This window comes from Pseudomonas sp. PD9R (assembly GCF_019200975.1).
Classification (GTDB): domain Bacteria; phylum Pseudomonadota; class Gammaproteobacteria; order Pseudomonadales; family Pseudomonadaceae; genus Aquipseudomonas.
Genome location: NZ_JAHTMR010000013.1, coordinates 1 through 13,865, shown reverse-complemented (window position 1 = coordinate 13,865; position 13,865 = coordinate 1). Strand labels below are relative to the sequence as shown.

Genomic DNA, 13,865 nt, shown 5'->3' with positions numbered 1-13,865 from the left:
CCCTTGCGCGAGCAGGCTCGCTCCTACAAAAGATCCTGGGCCGCCAAAAATCTCATGTGGGAGTGAGCCTGCTCGCGAAGGCGGCATAAGATGCACCACAGACTGACCGTCCTATGGAAGACCTTATGAGCTCACCTATCTCCCTGACCATCGAAGCCGGACTGCAAGCCGAGCAGGATTTGTTGGCGTCAGTCTGCGCCGGCGACGCGGAATTCGGCTTGCTCTTCTGGCAACCGAGCGATCGTGCCTTGGTCATGCCGCGCCGCTTGAACCGGCTACCCGGCTTCGACCACGCCTGTGAAGTCTCCGCCGCTGCCGGCTGGCCGGTGCTGCTGCGTGAAACCGGTGGCGAACCGGTTCCGCAATCAGCGACAACGATCAACATCGCACTGGTTTACGCACCACCGCGCAGCGAAGGCGATCTGAACCGCATCGAATCCGGTTACCGGCGTCTGTGCGACCCGATCTGTCAGTTGCTGGATGAACTGGGTGGCACTTCGTCGCTAGGTGAAATCGAAGGCGCTTTCTGCGACGGCCGATTCAACGTCAACCTCGACGGACGCAAAATGGTCGGCACTGCCCAACGCTGGCGCCAGAGCCAGGGTGGCCAACGTCCGGTGGGATTGGTGCACGGTGCGATGCTGCTGGATGACGAGCGCGAATCGATGGTAGCGGCGGTCAATCGCTTTAACGAGGCCTGCGGTCTGGAGCAGCGGGTGCGCGCCGAAAGCCACATCGCCCTGCATGAGAAGTTCTCGGCGCCCGATGCGCTTGAGCGTCTCGATGCACTTTACCGACTGATGCTGGCGCAGATGTTCAGCGACTAAGTTTGCGAGCTTAGCGCGTACCGAAGACCACCATGGTCTTGCCTTTGACGTCCACCAGGTTGCGTTCTTCCAGATCCTTGAGTACGCGACCGACCATCTCACGGGAACATCCGACTATCCGCCCGATTTCCTGACGGGTTACCTTGATCTGCATGCCGTCGGGGTGGGTCATCGCGTCGGGTTGCTTGCACAGTTCCAGCAGGCAACGGGCGACACGACCGGTCACGTCAAAAAACGCCAGGTCACCGACCTTGCGTGTGGTGTTACGCAGGCGTTGTGCGATTTGTCCGCTTACCACGTAAAGAATGTCTGGATCCTGCTGCGAAAGCTCACGGAATTTCGTGTAGCTGATTTCCGCAACTTCGCATTCGACCTTGGCGCGCACCCAGGCACTGCGTTCCTGTTCCTGTCCTGCTTGTTCAAACAGACCCAGCTCACCGAAAAAATCCCCGGCGTTCAGGTACGCGATGATCATTTCGCGGCCGTCGTCATCCTCGATCAGAATGGTGACCGAGCCTTTAATAATGAAGGACAGGGTTTCGGAGCGGTCGCCGGCACAAATGATGTTGCTCTTGGCCTGATAGCGACGACGCTGGCAATGCATCAACAGTTTGTCGAGGTTCTTGATTTTGGGGGTTGGGGCAATAGCAACCATGGTTGAATCCCGAAAAGACTGCACGGTGTTTTTTTATGAATAGCGGAAGCTGCGGCAAAGCTGGCTAAGCGCCAGCGAATTGGCGTCAGCTTAACAGACACTTCTTGCAATATTCGAGAATTTACCTACACGGCGGAAGGTTATGTCCTAGGAAGGCGGACGCTGTCAATCTCGGGGCCTGTGCTAAGCTGGCGACCCTTTTTTATACAGTGGAGTCTTGGCGATGAAGGCACGCATCCAATGGGCTGGCGAAGCCATGTTCCTCGGCGAATCCGGTAGCGGTCATGTCGTGGTTATGGACGGTCCGCCCGATGCTGGCGGTCGTAACCTGGGTGTCCGGCCAATGGAAATGCTCCTGCTGGGTGTCGGCGGTTGCAGCAATTTCGACGTGGTCAGCATCCTCAAGAAGTCCCGTCAGGCGGTCGAAAGCTGTGAAGCCTTCCTCGAAGCCGAGCGCGCGACCGAAGACCCAAAGGTTTTCACCAAGATTCACATGCACTTCGTGGTCAAGGGCCGTGGCCTGAAAGAAGCCCAGGTCAAGCGTGCCATCGAGCTGTCGGCCGAGAAGTATTGCTCGGCATCGATCATGCTCGGCGCCGCTGGTGTCGAGATTACCCACGACTACGAAATCATCGAGCTCGGTTGAATCGACATTCAACTATCATAAAAGCAGTGCAGACTCTGGCGATCCCAAGCCGACGTCTGCATAATGCGCCACTTTTTTCAGGGTAGTGGTCAGTCAGCCGACAGGCCGCGCACCCGAACAGACAACCAAAATCGCCATCGCGAAGAGGTGTTAACCGTCCTACGCAGGTGCGTCGTTCGCATCTGACGGGCATGCTTGATCACGCGGCCGGGCCGCAATACATAGAGAGTTTTTAACGGTGAAAAGCAAACTCAAGCTCCACGGGTTCAATAACCTGACAAAGACCTTGAGCTTCAACATCTATGACATCTGCTACGCGGAAACCCCGCAAGACCAACAGGCTTACGTTGAGTACATCAATAAAGAGTACAACGCCAAGCGCCTGACGCAGATCCTCACAGAAGTTGTCGATATCATTGGTGCCAACATCCTGAACATCGCCAGTCAGGATTATGAGCCGCAGGGCGCCAGCGTCACGATTCTGATCTCTGAAGAGCCGGTGACGCCGACCGACAGCCAGATCGAAGAATCTCCGGGCCCGTTGCCCGAAATTATCCTGGCCCACCTCGACAAGAGCCACATCACGGTGCACACCTACCCGGAAATCCATCCGGTCGACGGTATTGCAACTTTCCGTGTGGATATCGACGTGTCGACGTGCGGCGTCATTTCACCGCTTAAAGCGCTCAACTTCCTGATTCACCAGTTCGATTCGGACATCGTGACCGTGGATTACCGTGTGCGCGGTTTCACCCGTGACGTTGAAGGCAAGAAACACTTCATCGACCACGAGATCAACTCGATCCAGAACTACCTCTCCGAAGACACCCGCGACGCGTATCAGATGACCGACGTGAACGTGTACCAGGAAAACCTGTTCCACACCAAAATGCTGCTGAAGAATTTCGAACTGGATAACTACCTGTTCGGCGACGCCACCAGCAACCTGTCCTCGGAACAACGTGCTCAGGTGACCGATCGTGTGAAACACGAAATGCTCGAAATCTTCTACGCGCGCAACATGTCGAACTAAGATTCAACGAGCACAAAAAAGGCGACTCCCTCACGGTAGTCGCCTTTTTCGTGTCTAGCCCTTGCAGGAGCGAGCTTGCTCGCGATGGGCGTTAACGATAACGCGTGTTTTCTGGATGAACGTGTCGTCCTCAGGTTTTTCGCGAGCAGGCTCGCTCCTACAAAAAAACTGACGTCAGATTCGATAAGTACTCTTGGTCATTACTTTCGCCATCAAGCTCATCCCGAACTTCACCGGTGCTGGAAATCTAAAACCACCAGCCTCCAGCGCACTTTCAGCATGCTGCTCTTCATCAATACGCATTTGCTCAAGAATCGCCCGGGACTTTTCGTCTTCGGCCGGTAGTTGCTCAAGGTGTTCGTTCAAGTGCTTGCACACTTGATCTTCGGTCGCCGCAACAAACCCCAGGCTGACTTTGTCGCTGATCAACCCGGCAACCGCGCCAATCCCGAAAGACATGCCGTAAAACAGCGGATTGAGAATGCTGGTGTGACTGCCCAACTGATGGATGCGTTGTTCGCACCAGACCAGATGGTCGATTTCTTCTTCGGCGGCATGCTCCATGGCGGCGCGCACTTGCGGCAGCTTGGCGGTCAGCGCTTGGCCCTGATACAGCGCCTGGGCGCAGACTTCACCGGTATGGTTGATGCGCATCAGGCCGGCAACGTGACGGGTGTCTTCGTCGCTCATTTTCGCATCCGGCTGCACGATGGCGGGCGACGGACGGTACGGCTGGCCACTGGAGGGCAGCAAAGTACGCATCGCGGCATCGGCTTGCAGCAGAAGTCGGTCAATTGGCGAATAGTGACGTTGGGTAGTCATGCTGACCTCCAGGGGAATCTCGGCGGCCAGTTTAACCCAATCGGCCGGGGAAGGTTTGCGCTGGGTCACTTCTGGGTGGGAGTACCACCAAACCTGTAGGAGCACGGCTTGCCGGCGATGGCGATCTCAATCACGCCATCGCCGGCAAGCCGTGCTCCTACATGGGCGTGTTGAATCAGCCCGGCGGCCAATGCATCTGGCGCTGACCCAGCACATGCATATGAATGTGATAGACAGTCTGCCCACCTTCTTCATTGCAGTTCATGACAACGCGGAAGCCTTTTTCACAACCCAGTTCCAGTGCCAGACGCTGGGCGGTGAACAGAATGTGCCCGGCCAATGCCTTGTCGTCCTCGGTCAGGTCATTCAGGGTGCGCACCGCTTTCTTCGGAATTACCAAAAAATGCACCGGTGCCTGTGGGGCGATGTCGTGGAAGGCCAGTACCTGGTCGTCCTCGTAAATGATCTTCGCCGGGATTTCCCGGTTGATGATCTTGGTGAACAGAGTATCCACAGCTGTTTTCTCCGTTGTTTGGGCTGGCCTGAGTGTACTCATGGGATTTGTTCGAGCCCAGCGTTTTACCTTGTAGCTCGATTAGCGTGGGCAGTGAGCCTTGATGAGCATGCCGGTGATTGTGCGGATCAGCCAGCGCGAGCCAAACCGGGGCAGGGCAGCGAACCAGCGGTTGCGGCGTCCCGGAATTATGATTGCGCGATTTTTATCCAGGGCCCTGACGGTGTAGAGCGCGACTTCTTCCGGGCTCATCAGCAATTTGCTGTTGGCCAGTTTGTCGGTGTCCAGTTGAGCGGTGCGGAAAAAACCGGTGCGAGTCGGGCCGGGGCAGAGGACCGAGACCTTGACCGCGCATTTTTTCAGCTCGACGCGCAAGCCTTCGGAAAAATGCAGCACGTATGCCTTGCTGGCGTAATAGGTGCTCATCCAAGGGCCGGGATGGAAAGCTGCGACCGAGGCCACATTCAGAATCTGCCCGCCACCCTGCAAGGCCATGCTGTTGCCGATGGCATGGCACAGGCGAGTCAGCGCCAGAATGTTTACTTCTATGAGGTCTTGCTCGGTCATCCAGTCCTGCGCGAGGAACGGGCCGCAAGTACCGATACCGGCGCAGTTGACCAGTAAATCGATCTGTCGGTCACCTTCCTCCAGCTCCAGCAGGAAACCGGACAGCCGCAACGGCTCGCCCAGGTCACAGGCACGGAACAACACTTCCACGCCAAAACGTTGAGTCAGTTCAATTGCAATACTTTCCAGCTGATCACGCTGTCGGGCCACCAGAATCAGGCTGCGGCCGCGCCGGGCCAGCGCTTCGGCCAGTGCCAGGCCGATACCGCTGGAAGCGCCAGTGATCAGAGCGTAACGGGTCATGCAGTTCTCCATCGCAACAGCTCCGCGCCGCGACGCAGGTGTCGCGCGCGGGGAGCGCTGTTCATTCTTGCGCAGAGTCTACAGGGGGCTGGGCTTCTTCGGCTGCATCGTCAGCGGAATTTGGTGCGGGTTCGGTCTCGACATCGATTTCATCGGTGGTGACTGAGCCGCTCTGGTAGCTGCTTTCCAGGGTGCTTTCGTATTCGTCCTGAATTGCCGAGATACCGCCCGCCAATGCGCCGACTATAAGCAACGCAATCAACACCACCCATAACGACGACAGCACCTTGACCGCTGTGCTGTTGGGCGGTGGTGGTGCGCCATAGCGGTTGGCGATGTTGGTTCCGGGCACCACCAGCAACAGCAGCGGGAAGAAACTGCCCACGAACGGCACAAGGTTCAGCAACCAGAGCCAACCCGACCAGCCGATATCGTGCAGGCGCTGAACACTGATCAGGATACTGGCGATAAGGAACGCTACGCACAGGCCGAAGGCCAGAATGCCGCCGATGATCAGGCCTGCGGTTGAGTCGGTACTGACCAGCGCCAGGCCGATCACGGCAAATACGCCGACAACGGCTATCGTGATGAGACTCAGCACCATCGACCACGCAAGGAAACGCAAGCGCCCGATCCGTCCTTCCACACCGAATGGCTTGAGTGTGGCAAATTCGGGCGCGCGTTCTCCGACGTTGGCTTGCGGCGGTGCGTAAGGGGATTGCGCGTGTGCCCCAACGGGCGCGTGATCGTGAACGTCGGACAGGTTCAGCTCGATCGAGGGATCGGGCTCGATGCGGGCATCGATGCCGGTTTTCTTCAGCGCTTGCAGGTAGGTCTGTGCGTCGACTTGGGACAGGTCGCGTTTAAGTGCGACCGGTTTGCCGCTGAACAGACGCTCGATGGCAGCAACGTCACTCTTGAATAGCGCGGCGAGATTGAGTTTGGCGGTGGTGATATCAACGCCGGGCAGTAGCGTGCCGTCGAATACGATCTTGAAACGGGTTTCGCTCATTGCCGAGGCATCCTTGTCGCGAGTGTTTGAATAAGGGGAGAGTAGGGCCAGCCAGCGCAGCCGGCCCGCTTTCTTTCAACGCGGCCAGCGCTTGGGCAGTTGCGCCGCGTGCTCCAGTGCCTTGCGATACTCCGCGTCGAGGCGCGCGACTAACTGATCAACGCTCGGCAAGTCATTGATTTGACCCACGCCCTGGCCCGCGGACCACACAGTTTTCCAGGCTTTGGCTTCATCGCTGATGGGCTTGAGTTTGGAACCGAAATTGACATCACCCTTGTTCTGCAGTGCCGCCATGTCGAAACCGGCGGCTTCCAGGCTTTGGCGCATGAAACTCGCCGGTACGCCGGACACCGCTGGAGTATGGACGATGTCTGCGGCTCTGGCAGTCAGCAGCATCTCTTTGTAGGCGTCAGGTGCGTGACTTTCGGTAGTGCCGATAAATCGAGTGCCGAAGTAGGCCAGGTCCGCACCGAGCAATTGCGCAGCGAGGATTTCGTGACCGTGGTTCAGGCAGCCGGCCAGCAACAGGGTTTTGTCGAAGAACTGGCGAATCTCGGCGATCAGCGAGAACGGGCTCCAGGTCCCTGCATGCCCACCGGCACCAGCGGCGACGGCGATCAAACCGTCCACGCCGGCTTCGGCGGCCTTCTCTGCGTGGCGGCGAGTCGTCACGTCATGAAACACCAGGCCACCATAGCTGTGGACGGCATCGACTAGCTCTTTCACTGCGCCGAGGCTGGTGATCACGATCGGCACCTTATGCTCGACGCAGATCGCAAGGTCCGCTTGCAGTCGCGGGTTGCTGTTGTGGACGATGAGATTGACCGCGTAAGGCGCGGGGTTCTCCAGTGCCGCCAGGCCGGTTTCGATTTCCTCCAGCCACGCCTTGAACCCGCTACTTTCACGCTGGTTCAACGCAGGAAAGCTGCCGACAACGCCATTACGGCAGCAGGCGAGCACCAGTTGCGGATTGGAAATCAGGAACATCGGTGCTGCCACCACGGGTAGGCGCAAACGTTGTTCGAGCAGAGCGGGCAGCGACATTGGAAGTACCCCGGTGAGTTGTAACTATTGGATTTAGAACGGTCGAACGACGACCAGAATTACGATAGCCAGCAATATCAGAACCGGCACTTCATTGAACCAGCGATAAAAGACATGGCTGCGGGTGTTTTCGCCACGGGCAAAACGCTTCACTTGGGCGCCGCACATGTGGTGGTAGCCGATCAGCAGCACCACCAGGGTCAGCTTGGCATGCATCCAGCCACCTTGGCTGAAGTAGGCGCCGGGATTGAGACTAATCAGCCAGCCACCGAAAATCAGGGTCGCGATCATCGCCGGCGCCATGATGCCGCGATACAGCTTGCGCTCCATGATGCTGAAGCGCTCCTTGCTGACAGCGTCTTCGCTTTGCGCGTGATAAACGAACAGGCGCGGCAGGTAAAAAAGGCCGGCAAACCAGCACACGACGCTGATGATGTGAAAAGCTTTGAGCCACAGATAAAGCATTTTTAGTTATTCCCAGGTTCACAGTGGCAAAGATAGTAGAGGGTAGAGCGTCCGCACGTCACCTTGCCGGTTGTCGCAGGACGATGCGGGCCCTATTATCGACGGCTTTCCAGTGGGTTCGTTGAGGGCAGGTTTATGGTCAAGGTCGGTATCGTCGGCGGCACGGGTTACACCGGTGTCGAACTGCTGCGTCTGTTGGCACAGCATCCGCAAGCTGAAGTGGTTGTCATCACTTCTCGATCCGAGGCTGGCCTGGCCGTGGCCGACATGTACCCGAACCTGCGAGGTCACTACGACGGCCTGGCGTTCAGTGTTCCGGACATCAAAACCCTGGGCGCTTGTGATGTAGTGTTCTTCGCTACGCCGCACGGCGTTGCGCATGCGCTGGCGGGCGAGTTGCTGGCGGCCGGGACCAAAGTAATCGACCTGTCGGCAGACTTCCGTCTGCAAGACGCCGATGAGTGGGCCAAGTGGTACGGCCAGCCACACGGCGCGCCGGAGCTGCTGGAAGAAGCGGTTTACGGCTTGCCGGAAGTCAATCGTGAGCAGATCAAACAGGCGCGGCTGATCGCGGTGCCGGGTTGCTACCCGACTGCAACGCAATTGGGTTTCCTGCCACTGCTTGAAGCAGGTCTGGCCGATGCTTCGCGCCTGATCGCCGACTGTAAATCCGGTGTAAGCGGTGCTGGTCGTGGTGCTGCAGTGGGTTCGCTGTACTCCGAGACGTCGGAAAGCATGAAGGCCTACGCCGTCAAAGGGCATCGTCACCTGCCGGAAATTCGCCAGGGTCTGCGTCGCGCAGCGGGCACGGATGTGGGTCTGACCTTCGTTCCACATCTGACGCCGATGATCCGTGGCATTCACTCCACGCTCTACGCAACTGTGGTGGATCGTTCGGTAGATCTGCAGGCGCTGTTTGAAAAGCGCTATGCCAACGAGCCGTTCGTCGACGTCATGCCGGCCGGTAGCCATCCGGAAACCCGTAGCGTACGCGGCGCCAATGTGTGCCGTATCGCCGTGCATCGTCCGCAGGACGGTGATCTGGTGGTGGTGCTGTCGGTGATCGACAACCTGGTCAAAGGGGCATCGGGCCAGGCGGTTCAGAACATGAACATTCTGTTCGGGCTGGATGAGCGTCTTGGGCTGTCCCACGCGGGCATGCTTCCGTAACGCAAATTTGAGCGTAGTAAAAAGGCCCGTTGAACGGGCCTTTTTGCATTCCGGGCAGGCGATTGGGTTGGTTGATATACCATAACAATAGTTGACCGCTTTTCTAGGAGAAGCGGATAATGCGCGTCATCACGCAATATGACGGCGTAACGCCGGGAGATAGTCAGCATGAGCGTCGAATCCTTCACCCCCACGGCTTTGCAATTCACCCACGGTGCCGCGCACAAGGTGAAGAGCCTGGTCGATGAAGAGGGGAATGATCGCTTGAAGCTGCGCGTATTCGTTACGGGCGGCGGTTGTTCAGGTTTTCAGTACGGCTTCACCTTCGATGAAGAAGTGGCCGATGACGACACCATCGTCGAGCGCGAAGGTGTGAGTCTGGTAGTTGATCCGATGAGCTTCCAGTACCTGGCAGGTGCCGAGGTGGATTATCAGGAAGGTCTGGAAGGTTCGCGTTTCGTCATCAAGAACCCGAATGCGACCACCACGTGTGGCTGCGGCTCTTCGTTCTCGATCTGATCAGCGCGCCAGCATCACCAAGCGCCGCATGGCCTCAGGGCTCTGCGGCGTTTTGCTGTCTGGCGTTTATGCCGGGTAGATGGCGCCGAGCACGCGCAGGCCGCGGGCTCCGGTAACGCTCGGGCGATTGGCCGCGATACCTTCAAGACAACAGTGAGCCAGCCAGGCGAAGGCCATGGCTTCGACCCAGTCGGGGTCAACGCCATGAGTGGCGGTACTGCTGACCTTCGCGTTTGGCAGCAGGTCGGCCAATCGTTTCATCAAGGTGGTGTTGTGCGCGCCGCCGCCGCAGATCAGCAATTCCTGAGTATCTGCTTGAGCATTTTGCAGTGATTCGATGACGGTCAGGGCGGTGAGCTCAAGCAGCGTTGCCTGCACGTTCTCTGCTGTGAAGGCAGGTAGCTGTGCCAGGTGCTGCAATAGCCATGGCAGGTTAAATACTTCCCGGCCAGTACTCTTCGGTCCCTTTGTCACGAAAAATGGATCACTGAGCAGAGCCTTCAACAGCGTTGGTTCGACCTTGCCGCTAGCGGCCCACAGGCCGTCACGATCGTAGTTGTCGCCGCGTTCCTGTTGAATCCACGCATCCAGCAGTACGTTTCCTGGGCCACAGTCGAAACCGGCAACAGGCTTGCCGGGCTCGATAAGGCTGAGATTGCTGAAACCACCGACGTTCAGCACTGCGCGATTGCCTGCCTGTTCATCAAATAAAGCTTCATGGAAGGCCGGGACTAGCGGCGCGCCTTGACCGCCAGCGGCGACATCACGGCTACGGAAATCGCTGACCACGGTGATGCCAGTCAGCTCCGTCAGCAGGGCCGGATTGCCAATCTGCACAGTAAAGCCGCGCGCGGGTTCATGGCGAATGGTCTGGCCGTGGCTGCCGATCGCACGAATGTCGTCAGGGTTGAGGTGCTGTTCAGCGAGGAGGGTGTGAATACCGTGTGCTGCCAGTGTCACCCATTTCTGCTGGGCGATGGCGGAGCGGGCAATTTCGTCCGGGCCGCTGGCGCACAAGCCAAGCAGCTCGGCGCGCAGAGATTCAGGCATGGGAATGTAGTGGGTGGCGATCAGCTTGATTGCCGGGGCTTGTTCAATCAGCGCAATGTCCAGGCCATCAAGGCTGGTCCCGGACATCACACCTATATAAAGCGCCATGACTTAACGCTTGCTCGAAGCCAGCAGCGTGGCTTTTTCCTGTTCCATGCGCGCCATCAGCGGCTGGCTCTGTGCGAGGAAGCGTGCGCGTTCGGCTTTAGCGATTGGATCAGCCATTGGCAGTTTTTGGCCGAGTGGGTCGACGTGTACACCATTGACCTGGAACTCATAGTGCAGGTGCGGCCCGGTGGAGAGACCCGTGGTGCCAATATAGCCAATCACTTGGCCCTGTTTCACTGTGCCGCCAGTCTTCACGCCTTTGGCGAAACCTTGCATGTGGCCGTAGAGCGTGGTGTAGGTATTGCCGTGCTGGAGGATCACGGTATTACCGTAGCCGCCACGGCGACCGGCCAGCAAGACCTTGCCGTCACCGGCTGCCTTGATCGGCGTACCACGCGGCGCAGCATAGTCCACGCCTTTGTGGGCACGGATCTTGTTCAGGATCGGGTGTTTGCGTCCCATGGAAAATTTGGAACTGATGCGGGCGAAGTCTACTGGGGTACGGATAAACGCCTTGCGCATGCTGTTGCCGTCAGCGGTGTAGTAGCTGCTGTTGCCTTGTTTGTTGGTGTAACGCACGGCGGTGTAGGTCTTGCCGCGGTTGGTGAAGCGTGCGGACAGGATCGGGCCAGTGCCGACGGCTTTGCCATTGACGACTTTCTGTTCGTAGATCACATCGAACTCGTCGCCCTGGCGAATATCCTGGGCGAAGTCCACGTCGTAGCCAAACACGCTGGCCATGTCCATGGTCATGCTGTGGGAAAGACCGGCGCGAGCGGCGGACTGCGACAGCGAGCTGTTGATCACGCCATGAACATAGGCGGAGCGTACGGTTGGCTTGGCAGTAATGCGGTTGAACGAGTAACCCTTGTCATTCTTGGACAGGGTAATGGTTTCGAGGTCGCTGACCTTGCTGTGCAGGCTGGTCAATTGGCCGTCGGGGCTCAATTCGAATTCAAGTTTCTGGCCGTGCTTGAGCTGGCTGAATTGCTTGGCCTGCTTGTCGCTGGCCAACACGTCATGTACCGAAGTGGCAGGAAGACCGACCTTCTCAAACAGGGTGGAGAGGGTATCGCCCTTGGCGACGATCACTTCCCTGTGGTTCGGGGCCTTCTTTTCTTCTACGGCCGGTGCAGGCGCAGCTTCAGCGGTTTCTTGAGCATCTTCTGCGCTGTTGTCGATCTGCGCGAAAGGAGAAGCTACGGGCTCATTTGTGGCTTGGACGGCGTCAGCAGCGTCTTGATCTTGTGTCAGTTGTTCAGCAGGGCTTTCCAGTTCAAGACTCAAGGTCGTCTTTTTGGCTTCAACATCACTGGAAGGAAATACCAGAAGCGCCAGGCTCAAAAGAGCGGCGATGCCACTTGCAGCGAGCAGGTGAGTCTTCGGGTAAAGCGGTGGCGCTTTAGACGATTCTTTGGTCATAAGTAATTTTTGACTTTGAAAAAGATGAATTGGAAAAGATGAATGACATGATGAAGATGAAATAACTGTATAAAATATAACCAAATCATCTCTGAAGCAAGTCTGCGGGCACTCTGTCCGTGGATTGGCGGCCGTGCGCCGGGCAAACCTTGTATTTGACGCGCGATCTTGTATGGTTGGTTCCCTTTGAATCTGAGCCTTGCGGGTCTGTTATGAAGTCGGTTGAAGAGCAGCTAACGCTGATCAAACGTGGTGCGGAAGAACTGTTGGTCGAGTCCGAGCTGATCGAAAAGCTCAAGCGTGGCCAGCCGCTACGTATTAAGGCGGGCTTCGATCCGACTGCGCCGGATTTGCACCTGGGTCATACCGTGCTTATTAATAAGCTGCGCCAGTTCCAGGAGTTGGGTCACCAGGTGATCTTCCTGATTGGTGACTTCACCGGGATGATTGGTGATCCGAGCGGCAAGAGTGCGACGCGTCCTCCGTTGACTCGCGAGCAGGTTCTCGAGAACGCCGAGACCTACAAGACTCAAGTCTTCAAAATTCTAGATCCGGCCAAGACTGAAGTGGCGTTCAACTCCACCTGGATGGATCAGATGGGGCCGGCCGACTTCATTCGGCTGACCTCGCAGTACACCGTGGCTCGTATGCTTGAGCGCGATGACTTTGACAAGCGTTACACCACCAATCAGCCAATCGCCATTCACGAGTTCCTCTATCCGCTGGTCCAGGGTTATGACTCGGTTGCCTTGCGTGCGGATGTGGAGTTGGGTGGTACCGATCAGAAGTTTAACCTGCTGATGGGGCGTGAGCTGCAGCGTGGTTATGGTCAGGAAGCTCAATGCATTCTGACCATGCCGTTGCTTGAGGGTCTGGATGGCGTGAAGAAGATGTCCAAGTCGTTGGGCAACTATGTAGGTATCCAGGAAGCTCCGGGCGTCATGTACGGCAAGCTGGTCTCCATTCCGGATGCGTTGATGTGGCGTTACTTCGAGCTGCTCAGCTTCCGCTCTATGGATGAGATCAATGCCTTCCGTGCTGATGTAGAGGCGGGTGCCAATCCGCGTGATATCAAGATCAAGCTGGCTGAAGAGATTGTTGCTCGTTTCCATGGTGAAGAGGCTGCGGCCAATGCTCACCGTGCGGCGGGTAACCGCATGAAGGATGGCGAGCTGCCGGATGATCTGCCTGAGATCGAATTGACCGCTGCTGAGGATATGCCGATCGCTGCTGTGCTTAATAAGGCAGGCTTGGTGAAGAACTCGGCGGTGGCTCGGGATCTGCTCGGCTCTGGTGGTGTGCGTATAGATGGTGAGGTTGTTGATCGCTCCTTTATATACGTGCTGGGCGCGACTCATGTTTGTCAGGCGGGCAAGAAGGCATTTGCACGTATTACGCTCAAATCCGAATAAACCTAAATTAAGTGTTGACGGCGAATTTTAGAAGCCTATAATTCGCCCCACTTCCGGCGCAGTCGAAACGGAAAACTCCTTTGTAAACAAAGAGTTACGCAGTTTTCGGCAGCAAGTTGCTTCAGGTCATCGAAGCCAAAAGGAAGTTGAAAAAGAGGTGTTGACAGCAGCGAGTAACGCTGTAGAATTCGCCTCCCGCTGACGAGAGATCTGAAGCGCAAGTGGTTGAAGTTGTTCAGGAAGTTTTGAAAGCTTCTGAAAATAACCACTTGACAGCAAATGAGGCTGCTGTAGAA

The 13,865-nt window shown here is 57.1% G+C and carries 15 protein-coding genes; 6 read left to right on the top strand and 9 right to left on the bottom strand.

Features of this window, described 5'->3' with window-relative positions; genetic code table 11:
- Positions 1-125: 125 nt before the first annotated feature.
- Positions 126-827, top strand: a complete 702-nt coding sequence (locus tag KUF73_RS22560) for a lipoate--protein ligase family protein (protein WP_218440229.1) — start codon at positions 126-128, stop codon at positions 825-827.
- Between the two features lie 10 nt (positions 828-837).
- On the opposite strand, the gene crp is transcribed toward KUF73_RS22560, so the two are convergent.
- Positions 838-1,482 carry a cAMP-activated global transcriptional regulator CRP gene (gene crp / locus KUF73_RS22555; RefSeq protein ID WP_218440228.1) on the bottom strand — a complete coding sequence of 215 codons (645 nt, stop codon included), beginning with the start codon at positions 1,480-1,482 and terminating at the stop codon, positions 838-840.
- Positions 1,483-1,705: 223 nt separating this feature from the next.
- Here crp and KUF73_RS22550 point away from each other — a divergent pair, with 223 nt between their 5' ends.
- Positions 1,706-2,128: an OsmC family protein gene (locus KUF73_RS22550; RefSeq protein ID WP_008061600.1), complete on the top strand. Its 423-nt coding sequence runs from the start codon at positions 1,706-1,708 to the stop codon at positions 2,126-2,128.
- 238 nt (positions 2,129-2,366) lie between these two features.
- Complete coding sequence (gene speD / locus KUF73_RS22545) at positions 2,367-3,161, top strand: adenosylmethionine decarboxylase (protein ID WP_218440227.1); 795 nt, start codon at positions 2,367-2,369, stop codon at positions 3,159-3,161.
- A gap of 174 nt (positions 3,162-3,335) precedes the next feature.
- Here speD and coq7 read toward each other — a convergent pair whose 3' ends face one another.
- The 6 genes from coq7 to hemJ all read right to left on the bottom strand — a co-directional run bounded on the left by coq7 (position 3,336) and on the right by hemJ (position 7,888).
- Positions 3,336-3,983 (bottom strand): 2-polyprenyl-3-methyl-6-methoxy-1,4-benzoquinone monooxygenase, encoded by a 648-nt coding sequence (gene coq7 / locus KUF73_RS22540; protein WP_218440226.1) that lies wholly within the window; start codon positions 3,981-3,983, stop codon positions 3,336-3,338.
- Between the two features lie 175 nt (positions 3,984-4,158).
- Entirely contained in the window at positions 4,159-4,497 is a 339-nt protein-coding gene (locus KUF73_RS22535) for a histidine triad nucleotide-binding protein (protein ID WP_053162884.1), read from the bottom strand.
- Positions 4,498-4,578: 81 nt separating this feature from the next.
- The gene (locus KUF73_RS22530; RefSeq protein WP_218440225.1) at positions 4,579-5,367 is read right to left on the bottom strand and encodes an SDR family oxidoreductase; all 789 of its coding nucleotides are present in this window, start codon (positions 5,365-5,367) and stop codon (positions 4,579-4,581) included.
- 61 nt (positions 5,368-5,428) lie between these two features.
- Positions 5,429-6,379 (bottom strand): DUF805 domain-containing protein, encoded by a 951-nt coding sequence (locus KUF73_RS22525; RefSeq protein WP_218440224.1) that lies wholly within the window; start codon positions 6,377-6,379, stop codon positions 5,429-5,431.
- Between the two features lie 75 nt (positions 6,380-6,454).
- Positions 6,455-7,423, bottom strand: a complete 969-nt coding sequence (locus KUF73_RS22520) for a nitronate monooxygenase family protein (protein WP_218440223.1) — start codon at positions 7,421-7,423, stop codon at positions 6,455-6,457.
- A gap of 33 nt (positions 7,424-7,456) precedes the next feature.
- Positions 7,457-7,888, bottom strand: coding sequence for a protoporphyrinogen oxidase HemJ (gene hemJ, locus KUF73_RS22515; protein ID WP_218440222.1), 432 nt, complete (start codon positions 7,886-7,888; stop codon positions 7,457-7,459).
- Between the two features lie 135 nt (positions 7,889-8,023).
- Here hemJ and argC point away from each other — a divergent pair, with 135 nt between their 5' ends.
- Positions 8,024-9,058 (top strand): N-acetyl-gamma-glutamyl-phosphate reductase, encoded by a 1,035-nt coding sequence (argC, locus tag KUF73_RS22510; RefSeq protein WP_218440221.1) that lies wholly within the window; start codon positions 8,024-8,026, stop codon positions 9,056-9,058.
- Positions 9,059-9,226: 168 nt separating this feature from the next.
- Entirely contained in the window at positions 9,227-9,577 is a 351-nt protein-coding gene (erpA, locus tag KUF73_RS22505; protein WP_007906865.1) for an iron-sulfur cluster insertion protein ErpA, read from the top strand.
- A 66-nt stretch (positions 9,578-9,643) separates the two neighbouring features.
- Here erpA and KUF73_RS22500 read toward each other — a convergent pair whose 3' ends face one another.
- On the bottom strand, positions 9,644-10,735 hold the full coding sequence (locus KUF73_RS22500) for an anhydro-N-acetylmuramic acid kinase (RefSeq protein ID WP_218440220.1): 1,092 nt from the start codon (positions 10,733-10,735) through the stop codon (positions 9,644-9,646).
- A gap of 3 nt (positions 10,736-10,738) precedes the next feature.
- Positions 10,739-12,157 (bottom strand): peptidoglycan DD-metalloendopeptidase family protein, encoded by a 1,419-nt coding sequence (locus KUF73_RS22495; RefSeq protein ID WP_218440219.1) that lies wholly within the window; start codon positions 12,155-12,157, stop codon positions 10,739-10,741.
- 212 nt (positions 12,158-12,369) lie between these two features.
- Between KUF73_RS22495 and tyrS the strand changes: the two genes are divergently transcribed.
- Entirely contained in the window at positions 12,370-13,569 is a 1,200-nt protein-coding gene (tyrS, locus tag KUF73_RS22490; protein ID WP_218440218.1) for a tyrosine--tRNA ligase, read from the top strand.
- Positions 13,570-13,865: the final 296 nt, after the last annotated feature.